The organism is Pseudescherichia sp. (assembly GCF_032052675.1).
Lineage (GTDB): Bacteria > Pseudomonadota > Gammaproteobacteria > Enterobacterales > Enterobacteriaceae > Pseudescherichia.
In genome coordinates, this window is sequence record NZ_DAMBWA010000013.1 from 86,259 (window position 1) to 110,028 (window position 23,770).

The window sequence follows — 23,770 nt, forward strand, 5'->3', positions numbered from 1 at the left end:
TATCAATTCCCAGTCTTTTCATGCGCGAGAGCAGGGTAGTGCGCTTGAGGCCCAGCCGCTGGGCGGCCCCTTTCGGCCCGGCGATGACCCCGTTGTTCTCCCGCAGCACCCGCAGGATCAGCTGCGTTTCCTCCTCACCCTCCTGGGCTACCGCCACCGGCGTGGTAGCGGCAACGGCAATCTCCGGCAGCGACAGCTGTAGCACGCTGCCGCGCGTCAGCAGCACCGCCCGCTCAATTACGTTCTCCAGCTCGCGTACGTTGCCCGGCCACGCCATGCCGGAGAGGGTGCGCAGCGTTTCGGCGGGGATGCTGTCAATATTGCGCCCCAGCCGCCGGGCGATTTTGAAGGTAAAGGCCTTCACCAGCAGCGGAATATCTTCCGGCCGCTCGCGCAGCGGCGGGATATGGATTGGGAAGACGTTGAGCCGGTAGTAGAGATCGCTGCGGAACTCGCGATCCTGTACCATCTGCCTGAGATCCCGATTGGTAGCGGCGATCAGCCGGACGTCGGTCTGGATCAGCTTGTTGCTGCCGAGGCGCTCAAACTCCTGCTCCTGCAATACGCGCAGCAGCTTCGGTTGCAGCTCCAGCGGCATATCGCCGACCTCATCCAGAAACAGCGAGCTTTTATCTGCCAGCTCAAAACGTCCGATGCGCTGGGCGCTGGCCCCGGTAAAGGCCCCGCGCTCGTGACCAAAGAGATCGCTCTCCAGCAGGCCGGCAGGCATCGCCGCGCAGTTCATCTTGACCATCCGCCGGGCGTTACGTCCGCTGAGGTTGTGGATCGCCCGGGCGATCAGCTCTTTGCCGGTGCCGGTCTCGCCGAGGATCAACACCGTGCTGTTGCTGTGGGCCACCATCTCCACCTGCTTAAGCACGCTGAACATCGCCTCGCTGCGCCCGATGATCTCCCCGAACTCGCTCTCGACGTTGTTAAGCTGCTCGGTCAGGGCGAGGTTCTCATCCACCAGCCTCTCCTTCAGACGCTGGATCTCCTGGTAGGCAAGGGCGTTGTCGACGGCAATCGCCACCCGCTCGGCAATCTGGCGTAGCAGCTGAAGATTGGCGGTGGTGAAGACTTTTTCCTCACACTGGGCCAGCTTGAGAACGCCCAGCAGCGTGTCGCCGGACATCAGTGGCAGCAGGCAGAGAGTCTGAAGCTGGTTGCCCCAGGTTTCAAACAGCCGCCGCTCGTAGGGCGCCAGCCGGTCACGCTCGTGCAGGTTGAGCAGCAGCATCTCCTTGCTTTTAAATACCCGTTCGGAGAGGGTGCCCGCCTCGTCGACCTCGCTCTGCTCGTGCAGAGGCGCACGCTCGTTAAGGTAGTGGGTAGAGTAGATGTTCAGCTTGCCCTTGCGGCTGCTGCGCAGCACGATGCTGATGGCGTCGATATCAAAATAGCGGTGGATCTCTTTAGCGACTTCGCCCACCAGCTCATCCATATCAAGGCGAGAGAGCACCGCGTTGGTGATGGCCACCAGGATGCGAAAGTTGTCGCGCTCGCGGCAGAGCAGATCGTAGTCTGGACCGCTGTCGACCCGGCTCTGGATCTGCTCTACCACGACGCCCACGATCTGGGTGAAGGTGTGCAGGCGCTCCATCTCCTGGGCGCTCCAGGGCCTGTCATCGTGACGGATAAACTCGCAGCCGCCGAAGATCTGCCCCTCTGCCGCCAGCGGCAGCAGCCCGTAGTGGCCAAAGGCGGGGTAAAGGTGACTTTCCGCAAGCTGCGGCCAGGCCGCGCTAAAATCCTGGTAGCTGCAGTGCAGCGCCTGCGGGCGGGAGAGAATGCGGCGCACCGGGCCGTGGGCCAGGGCGGTTTCATCCTCGTACTCGACGGCAGAGCCGTCCGGACCAGAGGCGTAGTAGCTGGCCCGGCGATCCCCGGCGCGCCAGAGAACAATGCCGGCGCGATCCGCCAGCGCTGACTCCTTGACCAGGCCGGTCAGGGCTTGCGCCAGCGCGGCGAGATCCGGCTGCTGCAGTAGAGTCCGGGTGACGTCGAACAGCCCCTGCTGTCCGAGATCGCCCATCGGTGTATTCGACATTGTGTTAATCCAGAATTGTGCTAATCCAGAAAGGCACCGAACGGGGTGCCAAAAGCCTAATCGTTTTTTATCTTGCCGGGAATTGCCTTAGCAAATGCGCGGCAGGGGTTCTGAATGGGGAAGATCCAGGGTGCGCTTCACGCCGTAAAGACCACTCACTCGCACACCTTTACGAGCCACGACTTCACCGATAATCGCCGCATCACGCCCCAGCGGATGCAGGCGCAGGCGTTCAACCGCGGCCTCGGCGGCCTGACGCTCGGCGACAATCACCAGTTTGCCCTCGTTGGCAAAGTTGAGGGCGTCGAGGCCGAGCAGCTCACATACGCCACGTACGGCGGGCTTCACCGGCAGGCTGGCCTCGTTAAGCTCAATACCGCAGCCGCTGCTGGCGGCAAACTCATGCACAACCGCGTTAACGCCGCCGCGCGTGGCGTCGCGCAGGGCCTTAATGCCGTCAATAGCGCGTAGGGAGTGGATCAGCGGCGTGAGTACCGCACAGTCGCTCACCAGCTCACCGTCCAGCCCCAGCTGCTCACGCAGGTTGAGAATGGTCGCGCCGTGGCAGCCCAGCGTGCCGCTCACCAGCACGACGTCTCCTGGCTGCAGCGTCTGCGCCCGCCAGTGCAGGCCGGTGGGAATAGCACCGATGCCCGCGGTGTTAATAAACAGCTTATCCGCCGCTCCGCGCTGCACCACCTTGGTGTCGCCGGTGACGATGGCGATATCGGCCGCTTTCGCCGTGGCCGCCATGCTGTTGACCACCGCCTGCAGGGTCGCCATCGGCAGCCCCTCCTCAAGGATAAAGCCGCAGGAGAGATAGCGCGGGATCGCGCCGCTGACCGCAATATCGTTAGCGGTGCCGCACACTGCCAGCTTGCCGATGTCGCCGCCCGGAAAGAAGAGCGGGTCGATCACATAGCTGTCGGTGGAGAAGGCCAGCCGATCGCCGCCCGCCGCCAGCGTGGCCAGATCGAGACGGGCCTGATCCTCCTGCTCCGCCAGCCAGGGGTTATCAAAAGCCTGTAGGAACAGCGCGTTAATCAGCTGCTGCATCGCCTGGCCCCCGCTGCCGTGGGCCATTTGCACCGTACTCATACTTCACACTCCTGGGCGCGATAGTGATACCAGGCGGCGCACGCCCCCTCTGAAGAGACCATCAGCGCGCCGAAGGCGGTTTGTGGATTACAGGTTTGACCAAACAGCGGGCACTGGTGCGGCTTACAGCGGCCCGTTAGTACCTCGCCGCAGCGGGCGCGCGGATCGTCATAGGTCTGCTGCGGGCAGAGCTGAAAATGCGTTTCTGCATCGAAGCGCCGGAACGCGTCGCTGAGACGCACGCCGGAGTGGGCAATTACACCCAGCCCACGCCACTCGCTTTCGCCCTCCACGGTAAACACTCTGGCGATAGCCTGCTGCGCCAGCGGATTGCCGTTGTCGGGCACCACCCGCCGGTATTGGTTCTCTACCCGGCTACAGGCTGCTATTTTCTGCTCAACCAGCATCATCACGCCTTGCAGTAGATCAAGAGGTTCGAATCCAGCCACAACTAATGGACGCTGAAACTCATCGGCGATAAAGCCGTAGGCTGCCGTGCCGGTCACCATGCTGACGTGACCGGGGGCGAGAAAGGCGTCGATGCTGTTATCCGGCTGCTCCAGCAGGCTGCGCAGCGTAGGGCCGAGGGTGATATGCTGGCAAAAGAAGAAGAAATTGGTGAGGTTGCGGGCGCGGGCCTGCTCGAGGGTCACGGCGGTGGCGGGCATGGTGGTCTCAAATCCCAGCCCAAAAAAGACTACCTTGCGATCGGGATTGGCCTCGGCAAGCTTCAGCGCATCCATCGGCGAGTAGACCATGCGCACGTCGGCCCCGCGTGATTTCGCCGCCAGCAGCGAGCCGTTTTTTCCCGGTACGCGGATGGCGTCGCCAAAGGTGCAGAAGATCACCTCCGGACGGCTGGCAATCTCCACGCAGGCGTCAATGCGCCCCATCGGCAGGACGCAGACCGGGCAGCCGGGGCCGTGGATAAACTCGATATTCTCCGGCAGGAGCTGGTCGAGACCAAACTTAAAGATGGCGTGCGTGTGTCCCCCGCACACCTCCATAATGCGCAGCGGGCGCGCTGGCGTGTAGCTGAGCCGGCGTGCACGAGCGCTAAGGCGCTCAAGCAGCTGCATCACCGCCTCCGGCACGCGATACTCATCAACGAAGCGCATCAGGCACTCTCCCCATACAGCAGCGCGCCGACGTCCGGCTCGACGTCAAACATATTTTGCAGCGCCGCCAGGGTGTCGCGGGCCTCGGCCTCGTCGATCACGCTCATGGCGAAGCCGACGTGGACCAGCACCCACTGGCCGAGGCGGGAGCAGCCGGACGCATCCACGCTGCCCACCAGGGTCAGATCGACGTCGCGCTGGATGCCGCACACCTCTACCTTCGCCTGTAGCCCGTCGATGGCGCTGATCTGTCCCGGTACGCCTATGCACATGACTGCGCCTCCAGCCAGGCCAGCCACTGGTCCATGCCCTCTCCGCTGGTGGCAGAGAGCTGGATAATCTCAATGTCCGGGTTCACCGCCCGGGCGCTGGCGAGGCATTTTTCCACATCAAAGTGGAGATACGGCAGCAGGTCGATTTTGTTGAGCAGCATCAGCGAGGCGGCGGCAAACATATGCGGGTATTTAAGCGGCTTGTCTTCCCCTTCGGTCACCGACAGCACCGCCACCTTGTGGCGCTCGCCGAGATCGAAGCTGGCCGGGCAGACCAGGTTGCCAACGTTCTCGATAAACAGGATCCCGCCGTTGGCCAGCGGCAGACGCGGGGCGGCATCGGCGATCATCTGCGCGTCCAGATGGCAGCCTTTGCCGGTATTGACCTGAATGGCCGGGGTGCCGGTGGCGCGAATGCGCGCTGCGTCGTTGACGGTCTGCTGATCGCCCTCAATCACCGCACAGGACGCTTTGCCCTTCAGGCGCAGCAGGGTTTCGCTCAGCAGGGTGGTTTTGCCCGCGCCGGGGCTGGAGACCAGATTGAGCACCAGCTGCTGCTTCGCGGCAAAGCGGGCGCGGTTGCGGGCCGCAAGGTGGTTATTTTTGGCTAAGACGTCGATCTCGATCTCCAGCATTCGCCGCTGGCTCATGCCCGGCGCATGGGTTCCGGCAACGCCGTGGCCGTAGTGGAGATCGCCTTCCGGCGTCCGGGCGGGGGTAAAGGATGACGTTTTCATCCCGGTAATAGCCTGGCCACTGCGCAGGGCAGGGGCAAAGGGGGCGCTGCGAAATGGCGAGTGGGGACGATGCTCGTCGCCCTCTATATAGAGATTGCCTTCGCCGCAGCCGCAGGTACTACACATAGTCTACTCCTGTTCAATTTCGAGTCGCTGGATCTGCAGGCCGTCGTCGGCCACGATCTGCAACATGTTGCTCTGGCACTGGGGACAGCGGCGCACCCGCTGGCTCAGCAGGATCACATACTGCTGGCACGATTCGCACCAGCACTCCGCCTGCTGCTCGTCGAGATGCAGCGTGCAGCCTTCCGCCAGGGTGCCCCGGCAAACCAGTTCAAAGCAGAAGGTGAGGGCGCTGCTCTCCACGCAGGAGAATGCGCCAATCTTCAGCCATACGCCGGTCACCCGCCGGGCGCCGTGGGCCGCCGCCTGCTGTTCAATAAGCTCCAGCGCCCGCTGGCATAGGGTAATTTCGTGCATAGGGCCTCCCGTCATTCACTGCGCCGTTAATGCAATAACGGTGCCAGCCAACGAAAACGACGTTACTGACGATGTCGACGCTGACGAAATGACACTGCCTTCCTATTAATTTCTTTTAATATCAATATTTTAAAAAATGGCATGGAAAGTGCTAAATGGGCTGGTCACAACTAACCGGGTAACCTGAAATGACCATTTGGGAAATTAGCGAAAAGGCTGACTTCATTGCCGAACGGCACCATCGCCTGCAAGAGGAGTGGCAGGCTTACTGCAACTCGCTGGTTCAGGGCATTACGCTGTCCAAAGCCCACCTGCATCACGGCATGTACTGCGCGCCGGAGCGGGATCTCTGCTTTGTCCTGTTCGAACACTTCCTTATTACCGTCGCTCTGGCGGACGGCTTCAACAGCCACACCATCCGCTATCTGGTGGAGAGCAAAAACGGCGGCGAGCAGCTGCTGATTGCCGAGGCCCAGCTGGCGCAGGATGGCCGCATTGATGGCCGCATCAGTAACCGCGACCGTGCCCAGGTGCTGGAGCACTATCTGGAGAAGATCGGTCCGGTTTACAACGGCCTGTATGCGGCAATCCAGCAGGAGACGCCGGTGGATCTCTGCCAGCTCGTCAATCAATTCGCCCAGGCCACGGTGGCCTGAATGCCTGCCGTGTCGAGGGGTGTCGAAATGACAGACCGTCGGCACGATTTCGTCAAAAATGACCACCTGAGGAGTGTCCGGTGAATCGTTTTGTTATCGCTGACGCCACGCTCTGTATCGGCTGCCATACCTGTGAAGCGGCCTGCTCAGAGACGCACCGCCAGCACGGGCTGCAATCGATGCCCCGCCTGAGCGTGATGCGCAGCGCGAAAGAGTCCGCCCCGCAGCTTTGTCACCACTGTGAGGATGCGCCCTGCGCCGGGGTCTGCCCGGTGAACGCTATCAACCGCGTGGATGGGGCGGTACAGCTTAATGAGAGCCTGTGCGTGAGCTGCAAGCTATGCGCCATCGCCTGTCCTTTCGGCGCGATTGAGATGAGCGGCAGCCGTCCGCTGCATATTCCGGCCAACGCCAACTCACCGAAAGCGCCTCCCGCGCCACCTGCACCTGCTCGCGTTAGCTCCCTGCTCGACTGGGTGCCCGGCGTGCGCGCCGTGGCGGTGAAGTGCGATCTCTGTGAGTTCGATGAGAGCGGCCCGGCCTGCATCCGCACCTGCCCAACCGGCGCGCTGCGGATGGTGAATTCTCTCGATATCGCCCGGGCCAGCAAGCGCAAGCGCGAGCTGACCCTGAGCGGCGACTATGGCGACCTCTCGCTGCTTAACCTGCAAGGAGGCGTGAAATGAGCGCGTTTATGCTGATCGACCTGGCCGTCCTGCTGTTTGTTGCGGCGGCGGTGCTGGCGTTGCTTTTTTCGTTTCATCGCGGGCTGAGCGGCCTGCTGGCTGGCGTTGGCGGGGCAGTGGCCTGTGGGCTGGTAATTGCCGTGGCTGCCGGGCTGTTAACCGGCAGGACGGCAAGCGGGGTGAGCGCCGTGCTTTACCTGCCTCAGCTGATACGCCTGACGCCGCTCAACGCCGTCTGGCTGCTGGCTATCGCCCTCCCGGGGTTTTTTATCAGCCTCTATAACGTGGCATGGCATCGTCATACGCAGGTGAAGGTTAACGGCCTGCTGGTCAATCTGCTAATGGCAGCAGCGGTCTGCACCCTCGTCGCCAGCGATCTGCTCACCCTGGTGGTCATGGCAGAGATTATGGCGCTGTGCGGGGCATTTCTTACCGGCTGCGCGCAGTCCGGCAAGCTGTGGTTTACCCTGGGCCGGATTGGGACGCTGCTGCTGGCCGCGGCCTGCTGGCTGCTGTGGCAGCGCTACGGCACGCTGGAGATTAGCGGCCTCGCGGCGCGCTTCGTTGATGAGGGGCCGGGGACGGCGGTCTGGCTGCTCTGGCTGATGGGGTTCGGCATGCTGGCCGGGATGATCCCTCTGCACGGCTGGGTACCCCAGGCGCATGCCGGGGCCGATGCGCCTGCGGCCGCGCTCTTCTCCGGCGTGGTGATGAAGGTCGGGCTGTTTGGCCTCTTTGTCCTGCCGCTGCTGGCCGGGCAGGCCATGCCGCTGTGGTGGGGCCTCGGCCTGCTGCTGCTCGGAGCGGTGACCGCCTTTGTCGGCGGCCTCTATGCGCTGATGGAGCACAACATCCAGCGTCTGCTGGCGTACCACACGCTGGAAAATATCGGCATTATCCTGCTGGGTCTCGGCGCAGGCCTTACCGGGGTGGCGCTCGGCCAGCCTGCGCTGATTGCGCTGGGCCTGGTGGGCGGCCTCTATCACCTGATCAACCATAGCCTGTTTAAAACCCTGCTGCTGCTGGGCGCGGGCAGCGTCTGGTTTACTACCGGCCATCGTGACATTGAAAAACTCGGCGGCATTGGCAAACGCATGCCGGTTATCTCTCTAATGATGCTGGTGGGGCTGATGGCGATGGCCGGGCTGCCGCCACTGAACGGCTTTGCCGGCGAGTGGGTGATCTACCAGGGCTTCTTCTCCTTGAGCGGCAGCGACGCCTTTATCGGTCGCCTGCTCGGTCCGCTGCTGGCGGTGGGGCTGGCGATCACCGGCGCGCTGGCGGTGATGTGCATGGCCAAGGTCTACGGCGTCACCTTCCTTGGCGCGCCGCGTACGCCGGAAGCCGCCAATGCCCGCCGCGCGCCGTGGCTGATGACCGCCTCGGTCGTCGGTCTGGCGATCTGCTGTCTTATCGGCGGCGTCGCCTCGCCGTGGCTGCTGCCGCTGCTCTCCGCCGCGGTGCCGTTACCGCTGACGACCACCAGCGTGGTCTCGCAGCCGATGATCGCCCTGCTGCTGATCGCCTGCCCGCTGCTGCCGCTCATCATCATGATGCTGTTCAACGGTCATCGCCTGCCGTCGCGCTCGCGCGGTGCGGCCTGGGCGTGTGGCTACGAGCATGAACAGTCGATGGTGATCACCGCGCACGGCTTCGCGATGCCGGTGAAGGAGGCGTTTGCCCCGGTGCTTGGCCTGCGTAAGCGGCTGGATCCGGTGGCGCTGATGCCGGCCTGGCAGCGCGCTGCTCCGGCGCTGGTTCGCCGCCTGGCGCTGGTGGAACTGGCGGTGCTGGTAGTTATTGTTATTTCACGAGGAGCCTGAACATGAACCTTCTCTATCCATTACTTCAGGCGCTGGTGCTCTTTGCCTTTGCGCCGCTGCTCTCCGGGATAAGCCGCGTGGCCCGCGCCCGCCTGCATAACCGTCGTGGGCCTGGGGTACTGCAAGAGTACCGGGATCTGATCAAGCTGCTGGGCCGTCAGAGCGTCGCCCCGGCGGATGCCAGCTGGGTATTCCGCCTGATGCCCTTTGTGATGATCGGCGTGATGCTGACCATCGCCACTGCGCTACCGGTGGTGACCGTGGCCTCCCCGCTACCGGCGCTGGGGGATCTCATCACTCTGATCTACCTCTTTGCCATTGCCCGCTTCTTCTTTGCCATCGCCGGGCTTGATACCGGCAGCCCCTTTACCGGCCTCGGGGCCAGCCGTGAGGCGATGCTCGGCGTGCTGGTGGAGCCGATCCTCCTTCTCGGCCTGTGGGTCGTGGCGCTGGTGGCGGGATCGACCCACATCAGCAGTATGACCGCCACGCTCTGGTCGTGGCCCGTCGGGCGCAGCATTCCGCTCTTGCTGGCGCTCTGCGCCTGCGCCTTCGCCACCTTTATCGAGATGGGCAAGCTGCCGTTCGATCTCGCCGAAGCCGAGCAGGAGCTGCAGGAAGGCCCGCTGACCGAATACAGCGGCTACGGCTTTGCCCTGCTGAAGTGGGGCATCAGCCTCAAGCAGCTGGTGGTATTGCAGCTGTTTGTCGGCCTTTTCCTGCCGTGGGGGCAGATGGTGACCTTTAGCGCGGGCGGCCTGCTGCTGGCGCTGGGGGTGGCCGTCGTCAAGCTGGTGCTGGGTGTGCTGGTGATTGCCCTGTTTGAGAACAGTATGGCGCGGCTGCGCTTCTGCGCGACCTCCCGCGTAACCTGGGCCGGGTTTGGCTTTGCATTTTTAGCCTTCGTCTCCTTGCTGGCGGCGTGATGAAAGAGAGTTTGAACATGTCTGAAGAAAAATTGGGTCAGCACTACCTGGCGGCGCTGCATCAGGCCATTCCCGGCGCAGTGCTGGATGAGGCCTGGCAGACCCGCGATCAGCTGACCATTACCGTGAAGGTAAACGCCCTGCCGGAGGTGGTGGAGTATCTCTACTACCAGCAGGGGGGCTGGCTGTCGGTGCTGTTTGGCAACGATGAGCGCCAGCTCTGCGGCCGCTATGCCGTCTACTACGTGCTGTCGATGGAGCAGGGCACCAAATGCTGGATCACCGTGCGCGTAGAAGTTGACGCCAACACGCTGGAGTTCCCGTCGGTCACGCCACGCGTTCCCGCTGCCGTCTGGGGCGAGCGCGAGGTGCGCGATATGTATGGCCTGATCCCGGTTGGCCTGCCGGACGAGCGGCGTCTGGTGCTGCCGGACGACTGGCCGGACGAGCTCTACCCGCTGCGTAAAGACAGCATGGATTATCGCCAGCGCCCCGCGCCGACCACCGACAGCGAGACCTACGAGTTCATCAACGAGCTGGGCAGCAAAAAGAACAACGTGGTGCCGATTGGCCCGTTGCATGTCACCTCCGATGAACCGGGCCACTTCCGCCTGTTTGTCGATGGGGAGAACATTATCGATGCCGACTATCGCCTCTTCTACGTCCACCGCGGCATGGAGAAGCTGGCGGAGACCCGCATGGGCTACAACGAGGTGACTTTCCTGTCGGATCGCGTCTGCGGCATCTGCGGCTTCGCCCACAGCACCGCCTATACCACTTCGGTGGAGAATGCGATGGGCATCGTGGTGCCGGAGCGGGCGCAGATGATCCGCGCCATTCTGCTGGAGGTGGAGCGCCTGCACAGTCACCTGCTGAACCTCGGCCTCGCCTGCCACTTCGTCGGCTTCGACTCGGGTTTTATGCAGTTCTTCCGGGTGCGTGAGACCTCCATGAAGATGGCGGAGATCCTCACCGGGGCACGCAAAACCTACGGCCTGAACCTGATCGGCGGCATTCGTCGCGACATGCTGAAAGAGGACATGATCCAGACCCGTCAACTTGCCCGTCAGATGCGCCGCGACGTGCAGGAGCTGGTCGACGTCCTGATGAGCACGCCGAATATTGAACAGCGCACGGTAGGGATTGGTCGGCTCGATCCAGAGATCGCCCGCGACTTCAGCAATGTTGGCCCGATGGTGCGCGCCAGCGGCCACGCCCGGGATACCCGCGCCGATCACCCCTTTGTCGGCTACGGCCTGCTGCCGGTAGAGGTGCACAGCGAGCAGGGCTGCGACGTCATCTCCCGCCTCAAGGTGCGCATTAACGAGGTGCTTACCGCCCTGAATATGATCGAGTTTGGGCTGGATAACCTGCCCGGCGGCCCGCTGATGGTGGAGGGTTTCACCTATATTCCCAACCGCTTTGCCCTTGGCTTTGCCGAAGCGCCGCGCGGGGACGACATTCACTGGAGCATGACCGGGGATAACCAGAAGCTCTACCGCTGGCGCTGCCGGGCGGCTACCTACGCCAACTGGCCGACCCTGCGCTACATGCTACGGGGCAACACCGTCTCTGACGCGCCGCTGATCATCGGCAGCCTCGACCCGTGCTACTCCTGCACCGACCGCATGACGGTAGTGGACGTGCGGAAGAAGAAGAGCAAAGTCGTGCCTTACAAAGAGCTTGAGCGCTACGGCATCGAGCGTAAAAACTCGCCGCTGAAATAAGGAGTGGCCATGTTTACCTTTATCAAAAAAGCGATTAAAACCGGCACGCCCACCGCGGCCTATCCGCTCACTCCTATCGAGGTGGATAAGCACTTTCGCGGCAAGCCGCAGCACGATCCCCGCCAGTGCATTGGCTGCTCGGCCTGCGTCAACGCCTGTCCTTCGAATGCCTTGTCGGTAGAGACCCTGCTGGCGAGCAGCGAGCAGGCCTGGCAGTTTAACCTTGGGCGCTGCATCTTCTGCGGCCGCTGTGAGGAGGTCTGCCCGACGGCGGCGATTACCCTCTCCCAGGAGTACGAGCTGGCGGTGTGGAAGAAAGAGGATTTTTTACAGCAGTCGCGCTTCGATCTGTGCCACTGCCGCGTCTGCGAGCGGCCCTTTGCGGTGCAGAAAGAGATCGACTATGCCATTGCGCTGCTGGCGCACAACGGCGACAGCCGGGCGGAACATCACCGTGAAGGCTTCGAGACCTGTCCGGCGTGCAAGCGGCAGAAGTGCCTGGTGTCATCCGATCGCATTGAACTTACTCGCCATATGCAGGAGGCCAGCTGATGAGCAATTTACTGGGACCGCGCGATGCCAACGGCATTCCCGTGCCGATGACGGTGGAGGAGTCCATCGCCAGCATGAAGGCGTCGCTGCTGAAAAAGATCAAGCGTTCGGCCTACGTCTACCGCGTCGACTGCGGAGGCTGCAACGGCTGTGAAATCGAAATTTTTGCCACTCTGACGCCGCTGTTTGACGCCGAACGCTTCGGTATCAAGGTTGTGCCATCCCCGCGTCACGCGGACATTCTGCTGTTTACCGGGGCGGTGACCCGGGCGATGCGCTCTCCGGCGCTGCGGGCCTGGCAGTCGGCTCCCGACCCAAAAATCTGCATCTCCTACGGGGCGTGCGGCAACAGCGGCGGCATCTTCCACGATCTCTACTGCGTCTGGGGCGGCACCGACAAAATCGTTCCGGTGGATGTCTACATTCCCGGCTGCCCGCCGACGCCCGCCGCGACGCTCTACGGCTTTGCGATGGCGCTGGGTCTGCTGGAGCAGAAAATTCATGCTCGCCTGCCGGGGGAAGAGGATAACCAGCCGGCGGCGCTGCTGCATGAGGATATCGTCCAGCCCCTGCGGGTACGGGTCGATCGCGAGGCGCGGCGGCTGGCGGGCTACCGCTACGGCCGCGAGATCGCCGATGACTACCTGCGCCTGCGGGCGCTGGGGGAGAACCAGGTGGCGCGCTGGCTGGCAGCGGAGGACGATCCGCGCCTGAATGAGATCGTGGCGCACCTCAACGCCGTCGTAGACGAGGCGCGGATCTCATGAGCGAATCCGTGGTCTTCAGCCAGCTGAGCCGGAAGTTTATCGATGAGAACGACGCGACGCCAGCCGAGGCGCAGCAGGTGGTCTATTACAGTCTCGCTATTGGTCATCACCTGGGAGTGATCGACTGTCTGGAGGCGGCGCTGACCTGTCCGTGGGACGACTACCTGGCGTGGATCGCCACCCTGGAGGAGGGGAGCAGCGCCCGGCGCAAGATGGCCGGGGTGCCAAAGTATGGCGAGATCGTTATCGACCATTCACATATCGCGATGCTGGCAGGCGCCTTTGACCGGGCGCTGGCGGGACAGACCCCGCAGCAGCAGACCTGGAGCCGCATACTGCTCAGCATGCTGCATGATATTCATCAGGAGAGCGCCATCTATCTGATGGTAAGGAGAGTCCGTGACTGACGTTTTACTCTGCGTAGGTAACAGCATGATGGGTGACGATGGCGCAGGCCCGCTGCTGGCGGAGATGTGCGCCGCCCGGCAGCCGGGCGCGTGGCGGGTAATCGACGGCGGCAGCGCGCCGGAGAATGACGTGGTGGCGATCCGTGAGCTGCGTCCGGATCGCCTGCTGATCGTTGACGCCACCGACATGGGACTCAATCCCGGTGAGATCCGCCTCATCGATCCCGACGACATCGCCGAGCTGTTTATGATGACTACCCACAACATGCCCCTGAACTACCTGGTGGATCAGCTCAAAGAGGATGTGGGGGAGGTGATCTTTCTCGGCATTCAGCCGGATATCGTCGGCTTCTGCTATCCGATGACCCCGCCGGTTAAAGAGGCAGTAGAGACGGTCTATCAGCGGCTTGACGGCTGGCAGGGGCAGGGAGGATTTACGGCGTTGTGACACTGTTAGTGTGACTTTGTGTAACTTAGGGTATACTCAGAGTGAGACATTGTTACACTCAATGGAGGCGCTATGCCACTAACAAAACTTAGGCAGCAAGGCGGTGCCGTAGTAGTCACGATTCCCGGTGAGATTGCCACCGCTATGGGTTGGACCGCAGGAACCACATTGATTGTGAGCACCAACGGTAATTCAGTTAGCATGACACCAGCAAAACGCGTTGCCCGAGGACGCCGTTCAGTCACAGAGATACTGCAGGGAATAGATAGCCAGGAGATCGCCAGTTTTAATACCGATCTGGCGGATGAGCTAGCCGATAAGCCACAGGGCAAGGAGGAGATCTGATGGCGCAGGGAAGGAAGACACCAGCAAAGGGAGAGATATGGCATGTCAACGGCGATCCGGTAGAGGGACATGAGTTCAGAGGTGCGCACTACTATCTGGTGATTTCGGATAGAAAGCTTGTCTCAGCGCTGGGTACTGCGGTCTGTGTGCCGGTAACCAGCGGTGGCTCGCTAGCACGCTCCCATGCTGTCACGGTCTGGCTGGATGGTGACAGCACAGATACGGGGCAGGTCACCGGCGTAGTGCTTTGCTATCAGCTATGTGCGCTCGATTTATCCGCCCGTAAAGCGCGTTATGCTGCCACCGTTGCTCCGCATATCATGGATGAGATTTTAAGCATGGTCGTGGATCTGATCGATCCTCAGTGACATAACGCCCGGTGGCGCTGCGCTTACCGGGCCTACAGGATCGTAGGCCGGTGCAAGCGCAGCGCCGCCCGGCGAAAACCTAGTCCAGATCAGCCCCGTTGCTGGCGATGACCTTCTTATACCACCAGAACGACTTCTTGCGGACGCGGTCCAGCGTGCCGTTGCCCTGGTCGTCGCGGTCAACGTAGACAAAGCCGTAGCGCTTGCTCATCTCACCGGTTGAGGCCGCCACCAGATCGATGCAGCCCCAGGAGGTGTAGCCGAGCAGAGGAATGCCGTCCGCCACCGCCTCGCCCATCGCGCGAATATGCTCCCGCAGGTAGCTGATGCGGTAGTCGTCGTTAATCTCGCCGTTAGCGTCAAACTCATCCCGCGCCCCCAGCCCGTTCTCCACCAGGAATAGCGGCTTCTGGTAGCGGTCGTACATCATGTTCATGGTAATACGCAGACCAAGAGGATCGATACCCCAGCCCCACTCGCTGGCCTCGATCCAGGGGTTTTTTAGCGACTTAACAACGTTCGCCGCGCTGGTGTTGCCCGCGTTCATCTCCGCCGAGGCGCAGCGGGAGGCGTAGTAGCTGAACGACACAAAGTCGACGGTATGCTTGAGGATCTCATCGTCGCCAGGCAGGATCTCAATGGCAATCCCCTTCTCGCGGAACATCCGCCCCGTCCACGCCGGGTAGGCTCCGCGCGCCTGAACGTCAATAAAGAACAGGTTTTCCCGATCCTTCTCCAGCGCCGCCCAGACATCCTCTGGCTTGCAGGAGTAGGGGTAGAAGTTACCGCCCGCCAGCATACAGCCGACCTGGTTGTTCGGGTTCACCTCATGCGCAATCTGGGTGGCCAGCGCGCTGGCGATCAGCTCGTGGTGCGCCGCCTGGTACTTGACCCACTCCGGGTTCTCACCCTCCTCGAACACCAGCCCCGCGCCCGAGTAGGGGCTGTGCAGCATGATGTTGATCTCATTGAAGGTCAGCCAGTACTTCACCAGCCCGTCGAACGCCTCGAAGCAGGTGCGGGCGTAGCGGGTGAAGAACTCCACCATCTTACGGTTACGCCAGGAGCCATACTCCCGCACCAGATGCATCGGCACGTCGAAGTGGCACAGGGTCACCAGCGGCTCGATGTTGTGCTTCCGGCACTCCTCAAATACCGCCCGGTAGAAGGCGATCCCGTCGGGATTGGGCGTCAGCTCGTCGCCGTTAGGGTAGAGGCGCGCCCAGGCGATGGAGGTGCGAAACACGGTGAAACCCATCTCCGCCATCAGGGCGATATCTTCCCGGTAGCGATGATAGAAATCGATCGCCTCATGGCTGGGATAGAACTCATCGTCGCGCAGGGAGAAGCGCTTCTCCAGGCCCAGCTTGACCGGCAGACGGTTTGCGCCGTGTGGAATAGTATCGACGGTGGTCAGCCCCTTGCCGCCTTCGCGATACGCCCCCTCCGACTGGTTGGCGGCCAGTGCGCCGCCCCATAAAAATCCCTCTGGAAATACAGACATAGTTTACCTCTTGTTAAATCAGGCCCGGGCCGCTGCCGCTGGCTTTGCCGCCTGCAGCGCGCGCGCTTTGGCTGCCTCATCCTCGACGGGCAGATCCTCAAAGCCCAGCAGCAGAGTGAGCACAAACGACAGCACCACCGCCAGCGCCATTACGGCAAAGACCCAGACAATGCTCATTGGATTAGCCGGATCGAAAAATTGGACGCTGGTAAAGAGTCCCGGCGCGGCCATCGAGTGGCTGGCAAGCCCGGCGATCCCGGCCACCGCGCCGCAGATAAAGCCGCTGATCAAGCTGGCGACCAGCGGGCGCTTCAGGCGCACCGCCACCCCGTAGAGCGCAGGCTCGGAGATCCCCGCCAGAATGGCCGAGGCCGCCGCCGCCAGCGCCGTCTGGCGCAGCTCCGGGTTTTTAGTTTTCCATGCCACCGCCAGCGACGAGCCGCCCAGCGACAGGTTGGCGCCGATCTCCGACGGCATCACCATACCCTCTTTGCCGGTCTCGGCGATGGTCTGAATGATGGTCGGGGTAAAGACGCGGTGCATGCCGGTCATCACCAGCAGCGGCCAGAGCGCGCCCATGATCGCCACCGACAGCCAGCCTAAGTAGCTGTGAATGGTGTAGACCAGCGCGGAGATGGCGCTGCCGATCCAGATCCCGATCGGCCCGATCAGCAGGATGGCGAGCGGGGCGGCGATCAGCACGATCAGCATCGGCTTAAGGAAGTTTTTCGTCACCGCCGGGGTGATGCGATCCACCCAGCGTTCGATGTAAGAGAGGCACCAGGTCATCACCAGCGCCGGGATCACCGTGTAGGTGTACTTCACCGCCGTCACCGGAACCAGGGCGAACTCGACCTGCTGGCCCTGAGCCGCTTTCGCCATCAGCTCGATAAAGCTCGGATGCACCAGCACCCCGGCGATAGCAATCGCCAGCGACATGTTGGTTTTAAACTTCACCGCCGCCGAGGCCGCGACCATCAGCGGCAGGAAGAAGAAGGCCCCGTCGCCGATGACGGTGAGGATCGTCAGGGTAGAGGAGCCTTTTTCCAGCACGCCGGTCATCTCAAGGATCATCGCCAGCAGCTTGACCATCGATCCGCCGATGATCGCCGGGATCAGCGGTGACATGGTGCCGATCAGCGCATCGAGAATGCCTGCGCCAATGCGCCGGAGGGTCAGCTTCTGCGGCCCGGTGTCCACTACCGGCTGCAAATCGGCCGGCAGCAGGCGTACCACTTCGGCATAGGCCTGCGACACCGTATTGCCGATGATCACCTGGCACTGGCTGTCGCTGCGCACCACGCCCATCACGCCGGGGGTGCTTTTCAGCGTGGCGCTGTCGATCTGCGTCTCATCTTTCACTACAAAACGCAGGCGCGTCATGCAGTGAGTGACGGCGGCGATATTATCCGCCCCGCCCAGCGCGGTGACCACGGTCGTCGCCAGCGCGGCATAGTTTTTGGCCATCGGATTTTTATCCTGTTTTAGTATGGGGTTACGACTGCACCGCGAGCAGTGAGACGTGATGTAGGAAACCGGTTCCACAAAATCATGCTGAGTTTCATTTTTATATTCAATGATGGATGTTTAGATCCGTGAGGACGATCACCATGATCGCCGTCGGGCAAAGCGCTGCAAATCCGCGCCAGGTGCAGTAAACTGCGGATATGCAAATGAAAGGAAAGCAATCATGACCACGATGCTGGAGGTAGCGAAGCGGGCAGGGGTATCGAAGGCGACGGTGTCCCGCGTGCTGTCAGGCAACGGCTACGTCAGCCAGGAGACCAGGGAGCGCGTGTTTCAGGCCATTGAGGAGAGCGGCTACCGGCCGAACCTGCTGGCGCGTAACCTGTCGGCGAAAACCACCCAGACCCTTGGGCTGGTGGTGACTAATACGCTCTACCACGGGGTCTACTTTAGCGAACTCCTGTTTCACGCGGCGCGGATGACGGAGGATCGTGGCCGCCAGCTGATCCTTGCCGACGGCAAGCACAGCGCCGACGAAGAGCGACAGGCGATCCAGTACCTGCTCGATCTGCGCTGCGACGCAATCGTGATCTACCCGCGCTTTCTTAGCGTCGACGAGATCGACACGATCATCGACGGCCATACCCAGCCCATTATGGTGCTTAACCGGCGGCTGCGAAAAAATAGCAGCCACTGCGTCTACTGCGACCAGAAAGGCACCAGCCTGGCGGCAGTAGAGACGCTGCTGGCCCAGGGACATCGGGATATCGCCTTTATCACCGGCTCTCTCGACTCACCTACCGGCAACGAGCGTCTCTCCGGCTACAGAGAGGCGCTGGAGCGACACGGCGTGGCAGTGCGGAACGAACTGATAGTAGAGGGGAAGTGGACGCCTGCCAGCGGCTCAGCAGGCGTCGCGACGTTGCTGGAACGCGGGGCACGCTTTAGCGCGCTGGTGGCCAGCAACGACGATATGGCGATTGGGGCCATTAGCCAGCTGCACAGCAGCGGCATTGCTGTCCCGGAGCAGGTCTCGGTGATTGGCTTCGATGATATTGCTATTGCCCCCTATACCGTCCCGCCGCTGGCCAGCGTCAAAATTCCGGTAACGGAGATGATCAAAGAGACCATCAACCGTCTTATCTTTATGCTCGACGGCGGGGAGTTCACTACCCAGCCAGCCTTTACCGGAGAGCTGATCCTGCGCGGCTCCGTTCGCCGCGGCCCGCACGTCTGATATCGACAGCTGTCATCGTCACAAGTGTCGATGACAGTGTCCTCCTGTTTTAAAATCGCTATAAATCAATACAATAAACTCTGGCACGATTCGTGAATACTCCGGCACACTACCGTTAATGCTGGAGAATTTGATGAACCGTTTCATCATGGCCGACGCCAGTAAATGTATTGGCTGCCGTACCTGTGAAGTTGCCTGCGTGGTTTCTCACCAGGCGCAACAGGATTGTGCCTCTTTAACCCCCGACACCTTCCTGCCGCGTATTCACGTTATTAAAGGCGTGAACGTCTCTACCGCTACCCTTTGCCGTCAGTGCGAGGACGCCCCGTGCGCCAACGTCTGCCCCAACGGCGCAATCAGCCGTGACAAAGGCTTTGTTAACGTCATGCAGGAGCGCTGCATCGGGTGCAAAACCTGCGTGGTCGCCTGTCCCTATGGCGCGATGGAGGTCGTTGTGCGTCCGGTAGTCCGCAACAGCGGCGCGGGCCTGAACGTGCGGGCGGAGAAGGCTGAGGCCAACAAGTGCGACCTCTGCCACACCCGCGAGGCGGGACCCGCCTGCATGGAGGTCTGCCCGACCAATGCGCTGGTCTGCGTTGACAGGGCGCGTCTGGAGCAGCTTAGCGCCGAGAAACGCCGCCGCGCGGCCCTCGACACCGCTGCCTCACTTCTCTTTTAACTGAACAGCATTTCAACTTTTAACAGGTCTGTTACTGATGAAAAAAATTACGAGCGTTTGTCCATACTGCGGCGCAGGCTGCAAACTGAAGCTGGTGGTCGATAACAACAGAATCATTCGTGCCGAAGCGGCGGAAGGCGTTACCAACCAGAATCAGCTCTGCCTGAAGGGTTACTACGGCTGGGATTTTCTTAACGATACGAAACTCCTGACGCCGCGCCTGACCCAGCCGATGATCCGCTATCAGAAAGGCGGCAAGCTAACGCCCGTAAGCTGGGATGAAGCCATTCGCTACACGGCAAAACGGCTGGAGGAGATCAAGGCCCAGTACGGTGGCCGGGCGATCATGACCACCGGCTCCTCGCGCGGGACCGGCAACGAAACCAACTATGTGATGCAGAAGTTTGCTCGCGGCGTGCTGCACACCAACAACGTCGACTGCTGCGCCCGGGTCTGCCACGGCCCGTCGGTAGCGGGCCTGCAGGAGGCGCTCGGCAACGGCGCGATGAGCAACTCTATCGGCGATATTGAACACTCCCGCTGCCTGCTGGTATTCGGCTACAACTGCGCCGACTCGCACCCCATCGTTGCCCGCCGGGTAATCAAGGCCAAACAGAACGGGGCGAAAATTATCGTCTGCGATCCGCGACGGATCGAAACCGCGCGCATTGCCGATCAGCATCTGCAGATCAACAACGGCTGCAATATGGCGCTGGTTAACGCCTTTGGCTACGTGCTGCTGGAGGAGGAGCTGTACGACAGGGAGTACGTGGCCAGCTTTACCCGCGGCCTCGACGCCTATCGCGAGGTGGTCAAAGACTATGCGCCCGAAGCGGTTGAGCACCTGACCGGCGTCAGCGCCCAGCAGATCCGCCAGGCAATGCGCACCTACGCCGCAGCACCGTCGGCCACCATTATGTGGGGCATGGGCGTCACCCAGTTCGGCCAGGCGGTGGACGTGGTGAAAGGCCTGGCGAGCCTGGCGCTGCTCACCGGCAACCTGGGCCGGGAGCATGTCGGCGTTGGACCGGTGCGCGGGCAGAACAACGTTCAGGGGGCGTGTGATATGGGGGTGATCCCCAACCAGTTCCCCGGCTATCAGGACGTGGTCGATCCGGCCGTGCGGGAGAAATTTGCCAAAGCCTGGGGGATCAACGCTGCGGATATGGACGACCAGGTCGGGGTGCGCATTACCGAAGTGCCACACCTGGCGCTGGAGGGCAAGGTCAAAGCCTACTACATCATGGGTGAGGATCCGCTCCAGACCGAAGCCGACCTGGGTCTGGTGCGCAAAGGCTTTGAGGCCCTCGACTTCGTGGTGGTGCAGGATATCTTTATGACCAAAACCGCCGAGCAGGCGGATGTCCTGCTGCCCGCGACCTCATGGGGCGAGCACGGCGGCGTCTTCACCTGCGCCGATCGCGGCTTCCAGCGTTTCGAGAAGGCGGTGGATGCGCAGTACAACGTCAAGCGCGACTGGGAGATCATCAGCCTGATCGCCACCGAGATGGGCTACCCGATGCACTACGACAGCAACCAGCAGATCTGGGATGAGCTGCGTGAGCTGTGCCCGCTCTTCTACGGCGTCACCTACGAGAAGATGGGCGATATGGGGCACGTGCAGTGGCCCTGTCCGACGCTGGATCATCCGGGAACGCCCTATCTTTACCAGGGCAATAAGTTTGATACCCCGGACGGCAAAGGGCACCTGTTTGCGGCGCAGTGGCGCGCGCCCGCCGAAGTGCCGGACGCCGACTTCCCGCTGGTGCTCTGCACCGTGCGCGAGGTAGGGCACTACTCCTGCCGCTCGATGACCGGCAACTGCGCGGCGCTGCAAACCCTCGCCGACGAGCCGGGCTTTGTGCAGATCAACCCGGACGACGCCCAGGCGCTCGGTATTCATGATCGGCAGCTGGTATGGGTCGAGTCCCGGCGCGGAAAGGTGATCAGCCGTGCCGACGTGAACGAGCGCATTAATCGCGGCAGCGTCTACATGACCTACCAGTGGTGGATTGGGGCCTGCAACGAGTTAACCCAGGACAACCTTGACCCCGTCTCCAAAACGCCGGAGACCAAGTACTGCGCGGTGAAGGTTAGCGCCATTGCCGATCAGCCCTGGGCGGAAAACTATACCCAAACCACCTATCAGGCGATGAAAACCCGCCTGCGCGACGCGGCGGTGTAGAGGCATGAGCGGGAGTGGCGTCCTTATCCGCGTGCGGGGCAAAGTTCAGGGGGTGGGCTTCCGCCCCTTTGTCTGGCAGCTGGCGCAGCGGCTCCAGCGTACTGGCGACGTCTGCAACGACGGACAGGGCGTGGTGGTGCGGCTCTGGGGAGAGGAGGCCGGGTTTATGGCGCAGATGCGGCAGGCCTGCCCGCCGCTGGCGCACATCGACCAGGCCGACGCCATGCCGTTTCACTGGCCGCAGCGTCCTGTGGCGTTCACTATTCTGCCCAGCGCGGGGGGCGGCATGGATACCCAGATCGTGCCAGATGCGGCAACCTGTCCGGCCTGCCTGGCGGAGATGAACGATCCCACGGATCGCCGCTACCGCTACCCCTTCGTCAACTGCACCCACTGCGGGCCGCGGGTAACCATTATCCGCGCTATGCCCTATGATCGCCCGCAGACCGCGATGGCGCCTTTCCCGCTCTGTCCGACCTGCGAGACGGAGTATCGCAACCCGGCGGATCGCCGCTTTCACGCTCAGCCGGTGGCCTGCCCGACGTGCGGCCCGCAGCTGGCGTGGCACGCAGCGGGTGAGACGCGGGCGGGAGAGGCGGCGTTGGCAGCGGCGGTAGCCGCGCTGGATACAGGCGGTATTGTGGCGGTGAAGGGCCTCGGCGGCTTTCATCTCGCCTGCGACGCGCGTAACCCACAGGCGGTGGCGCGCCTGCGTCTGCGCAAGCGGCGTCCGGCCAAGCCGCTGGCGGTGATGATCGCCGATGCGCAAAACCTCCCTGATTCGGCCCGCGCGGCGCTGGAGACCCCGGCCGCCCCGGTGGTACTGGTGGATAAAACTCTGCTGCCAGAACTGGATGAGGCCATCGCGCCGGGACTCAATGAAGTGGGGGTGATGCTGCCCGCCAATCCCCTTCAGCATCTGCTGATGCAGCGCCTTAGCCGCCCGCTGGTGATGACCTCCGGCAACCTCAGCGGTAAGCCGCCTGCGTTGACCAACCACGAGGCGCAGCGGGAGCTCGCCGCCATCGCCGACGGTTTCCTGCTGCATAATCGCGATATCGTCCAGCGGATGGACGACTCGGTCATGCGGGCCGACGGGGAGATGCTCCGGCGCTCGCGTGGGTTTGTGCCGGACGCGCTGCCGCTGCCGCCGGGCTTTACCGATGTGCCGCCGCTGCTTTGCATGGGTGCGGACATGAAAAATACCTTCTGCCTCGTGCGCGGCGGGCAGGCGGTGATGAGCCAGCACTTCGGCGATCTCAGCGACGAGGGCATTGAGGCACAGTGGCGGCAGGCGCTGGATCTGATGCAGTCCATCTATAACGTCTCCCCTCGCCAGATCGTCTGCGATGCTCATCCGGGCTACCGATCCAGCCAGTGGGCGGCGGAGAGCGGGCTGCCGATCGCGCCGGTGCTGCATCACCACGCTCACGCAGCGGCCTGCCTGGCCGAGCACGGCTGGCCGCTGACGGGCGGAGACGTTATCGCCCTGACGCTGGACGGCATCGGCATGGGTGTCGATGGCGCACTGTGGGGTGGGGAGTGTCTCCGGGTGAACTACCGCGAGTGCGCACATCTGGGCGGCCTGCCCGCCGTGGCGCTCCCCGGTGGCGATCTGGCTGCGCAGCAGCCCTGGCGGAACCTGCTGGCCCACTGCCTGGCGTTTGTCCCCGACTGGCAGCGCTACGCCGAAACCCAGTCGGTGCAGGCGCAGAGCTGGCCGCCGCTGGCGCGGGCCATCGCGCGCGGTATCAATGCGCCGCTAGCCTCCTCCTGCGGGCGTCTGTTTGACGCCGTGGCCTGCGCGCTGGGGTGTGCTCCAGAAACGCTGAGTTATGAAGGGGAGGCGGCCTGTCGACTGGAGGCGCTGGCCGAACGCTGCGCTGGCGTAACGCATCCGCTCACCCTGCCGCTGCGCGAGGGCAGGCTCGATCTGGCGCGCTTCTGGCAGCTGCTGCTGGAGTGGCAGGCGGAACCGCAGGCGCGGGCGTGGGCTTTTCATGACGCGCTGGCCCGGGGGCTGGCCGATCTGATGCGCCAGCACGCCGACGCGCTCAGGATCCGCACGCTCTGCTTTAGCGGCGGGGTGATCCATAACCGGCTCCTGCGCGCGCGCCTCGCGTTTTACCTTACCGATTTTACGCTGCTGTTTCCCCGCAGGCTCCCTGCAGGAGACGGCGCCATTGCCTTTGGGCAGGCGGTCATCGCTGCCGCCAGACTTTTATAAATAAGGAATCT

The 23,770-nt window shown here is 62.5% G+C and carries 23 protein-coding genes; 15 read left to right on the forward strand and 8 right to left on the reverse strand.

Annotation, left to right across the window (positions count from 1 at the left end; all coding sequences use genetic code 11):
- The 6 genes from flhA to hypA all read right to left on the reverse strand — a co-directional run.
- Positions 1–2,050: formate hydrogenlyase transcriptional activator FlhA (gene flhA, locus RTX96_RS16585; protein ID WP_312671589.1), on the reverse strand; the 2,050-nt coding region annotated here is incomplete at its 3' end.
- A gap of 87 nt (positions 2,051–2,137) precedes the next feature.
- The gene (hypE, locus tag RTX96_RS16590) at positions 2,138–3,148 is read right to left on the reverse strand and encodes a hydrogenase expression/formation protein HypE (RefSeq protein WP_312671590.1); all 1,011 of its coding nucleotides are present in this window, start codon (positions 3,146–3,148) and stop codon (positions 2,138–2,140) included.
- Positions 3,145–4,266, reverse strand: coding sequence for a hydrogenase formation protein HypD (hypD, locus tag RTX96_RS16595; protein WP_312671591.1), 1,122 nt, complete (start codon positions 4,264–4,266; stop codon positions 3,145–3,147). The genes hypE and hypD overlap by 4 nt, the downstream gene beginning before the upstream one ends.
- A complete protein-coding gene (locus RTX96_RS16600) occupies positions 4,266–4,538 on the reverse strand; it encodes a HypC/HybG/HupF family hydrogenase formation chaperone (RefSeq protein WP_103818231.1) in 273 nt (90 codons plus the stop codon). The genes hypD and RTX96_RS16600 overlap by 1 nt, the downstream gene beginning before the upstream one ends.
- Complete coding sequence (gene hypB / locus RTX96_RS16605; protein WP_312671592.1) at positions 4,529–5,401, reverse strand: hydrogenase nickel incorporation protein HypB; 873 nt, start codon at positions 5,399–5,401, stop codon at positions 4,529–4,531. Before hypB ends, RTX96_RS16600 begins: the two co-directional genes overlap by 10 nt.
- A gap of 3 nt (positions 5,402–5,404) precedes the next feature.
- On the reverse strand, positions 5,405–5,755 hold the full coding sequence (gene hypA / locus RTX96_RS16610; RefSeq protein ID WP_312269456.1) for a hydrogenase maturation nickel metallochaperone HypA: 351 nt from the start codon (positions 5,753–5,755) through the stop codon (positions 5,405–5,407).
- Between the two features lie 188 nt (positions 5,756–5,943).
- Between hypA and hycA the strand changes: the two genes are divergently transcribed.
- The 11 genes from hycA (at position 5,944) to RTX96_RS16665 (ending at position 14,460) form a co-directional block, all read left to right on the forward strand.
- A complete protein-coding gene (hycA, locus tag RTX96_RS16615; protein ID WP_103818228.1) occupies positions 5,944–6,411 on the forward strand; it encodes a formate hydrogenlyase regulator HycA in 468 nt (155 codons plus the stop codon).
- Positions 6,412–6,491: 80 nt separating this feature from the next.
- The gene (locus tag RTX96_RS16620; RefSeq protein WP_103818227.1) at positions 6,492–7,097 is read left to right on the forward strand and encodes a 4Fe-4S dicluster domain-containing protein; all 606 of its coding nucleotides are present in this window, start codon (positions 6,492–6,494) and stop codon (positions 7,095–7,097) included.
- A complete protein-coding gene (gene hycC / locus RTX96_RS16625; RefSeq protein WP_312671593.1) occupies positions 7,094–8,920 on the forward strand; it encodes a formate hydrogenlyase subunit 3 in 1,827 nt (608 codons plus the stop codon). The genes RTX96_RS16620 and hycC overlap by 4 nt, the downstream gene beginning before the upstream one ends.
- A gap of 2 nt (positions 8,921–8,922) precedes the next feature.
- A complete protein-coding gene (locus RTX96_RS16630) occupies positions 8,923–9,846 on the forward strand; it encodes a respiratory chain complex I subunit 1 family protein (protein ID WP_312671594.1) in 924 nt (307 codons plus the stop codon).
- Between the two features lie 17 nt (positions 9,847–9,863).
- A complete protein-coding gene (gene hycE, locus RTX96_RS16635) occupies positions 9,864–11,573 on the forward strand; it encodes a formate hydrogenlyase subunit HycE (protein WP_103818775.1) in 1,710 nt (569 codons plus the stop codon).
- Between the two features lie 9 nt (positions 11,574–11,582).
- On the forward strand, positions 11,583–12,125 hold the full coding sequence (locus tag RTX96_RS16640) for a formate hydrogenlyase complex iron-sulfur subunit (RefSeq protein ID WP_312671595.1): 543 nt from the start codon (positions 11,583–11,585) through the stop codon (positions 12,123–12,125).
- Positions 12,125–12,892: an NADH-quinone oxidoreductase subunit B family protein gene (locus tag RTX96_RS16645; protein ID WP_103818223.1), complete on the forward strand. Its 768-nt coding sequence runs from the start codon at positions 12,125–12,127 to the stop codon at positions 12,890–12,892. The genes RTX96_RS16640 and RTX96_RS16645 overlap by 1 nt, the downstream gene beginning before the upstream one ends.
- Positions 12,889–13,299 carry a formate hydrogenlyase maturation HycH family protein gene (locus RTX96_RS16650; RefSeq protein ID WP_103818222.1) on the forward strand — a complete coding sequence of 137 codons (411 nt, stop codon included), beginning with the start codon at positions 12,889–12,891 and terminating at the stop codon, positions 13,297–13,299. The genes RTX96_RS16645 and RTX96_RS16650 overlap by 4 nt, the downstream gene beginning before the upstream one ends.
- Positions 13,292–13,747 (forward strand): hydrogenase maturation peptidase HycI, encoded by a 456-nt coding sequence (gene hycI, locus RTX96_RS16655; protein WP_312269462.1) that lies wholly within the window; start codon positions 13,292–13,294, stop codon positions 13,745–13,747. Before RTX96_RS16650 ends, hycI begins: the two co-directional genes overlap by 8 nt.
- A 201-nt stretch (positions 13,748–13,948) precedes the next feature.
- Positions 13,949–14,092, forward strand: a complete 144-nt coding sequence (locus tag RTX96_RS16660; protein ID WP_312458013.1) for a hypothetical protein — start codon at positions 13,949–13,951, stop codon at positions 14,090–14,092.
- Positions 14,092–14,460 (forward strand): type II toxin-antitoxin system PemK/MazF family toxin, encoded by a 369-nt coding sequence (locus RTX96_RS16665; protein ID WP_312671596.1) that lies wholly within the window; start codon positions 14,092–14,094, stop codon positions 14,458–14,460. Before RTX96_RS16660 ends, RTX96_RS16665 begins: the two co-directional genes overlap by 1 nt.
- Positions 14,461–14,539: 79 nt before the next feature.
- On the opposite strand, the gene RTX96_RS16670 is transcribed toward RTX96_RS16665, so the two are convergent.
- Both RTX96_RS16670 and ascF read right to left on the reverse strand, forming a co-directional pair.
- Positions 14,540–15,964: a 6-phospho-beta-glucosidase gene (locus RTX96_RS16670; RefSeq protein ID WP_312671597.1), complete on the reverse strand. Its 1,425-nt coding sequence runs from the start codon at positions 15,962–15,964 to the stop codon at positions 14,540–14,542.
- 18 nt (positions 15,965–15,982) lie between these two features.
- Complete coding sequence (ascF, locus tag RTX96_RS16675; protein WP_312671598.1) at positions 15,983–17,431, reverse strand: PTS cellobiose/arbutin/salicin transporter subunit IIBC; 1,449 nt, start codon at positions 17,429–17,431, stop codon at positions 15,983–15,985.
- Between the two features lie 223 nt (positions 17,432–17,654).
- On the opposite strand from ascF, the gene RTX96_RS16680 reads away from it, so the two are divergent.
- The 4 genes from RTX96_RS16680 to hypF all read left to right on the forward strand — a co-directional run bounded on the left by RTX96_RS16680 (position 17,655) and on the right by hypF (position 23,759).
- Entirely contained in the window at positions 17,655–18,668 is a 1,014-nt protein-coding gene (locus tag RTX96_RS16680) for a LacI family DNA-binding transcriptional regulator (protein ID WP_103818216.1), read from the forward strand.
- Between the two features lie 133 nt (positions 18,669–18,801).
- Positions 18,802–19,347, forward strand: a complete 546-nt coding sequence (gene hydN / locus RTX96_RS16685) for an electron transport protein HydN (RefSeq protein ID WP_103818215.1) — start codon at positions 18,802–18,804, stop codon at positions 19,345–19,347.
- Between the two features lie 37 nt (positions 19,348–19,384).
- Positions 19,385–21,532 (forward strand): formate dehydrogenase subunit alpha, encoded by a 2,148-nt coding sequence (fdhF, locus tag RTX96_RS16690; RefSeq protein ID WP_312671599.1) that lies wholly within the window; start codon positions 19,385–19,387, stop codon positions 21,530–21,532.
- A 4-nt stretch (positions 21,533–21,536) separates the two neighbouring features.
- Positions 21,537–23,759, forward strand: a complete 2,223-nt coding sequence (hypF, locus tag RTX96_RS16695) for a carbamoyltransferase HypF (RefSeq protein WP_312671600.1) — start codon at positions 21,537–21,539, stop codon at positions 23,757–23,759.
- Positions 23,760–23,770: the final 11 nt, after the last annotated feature.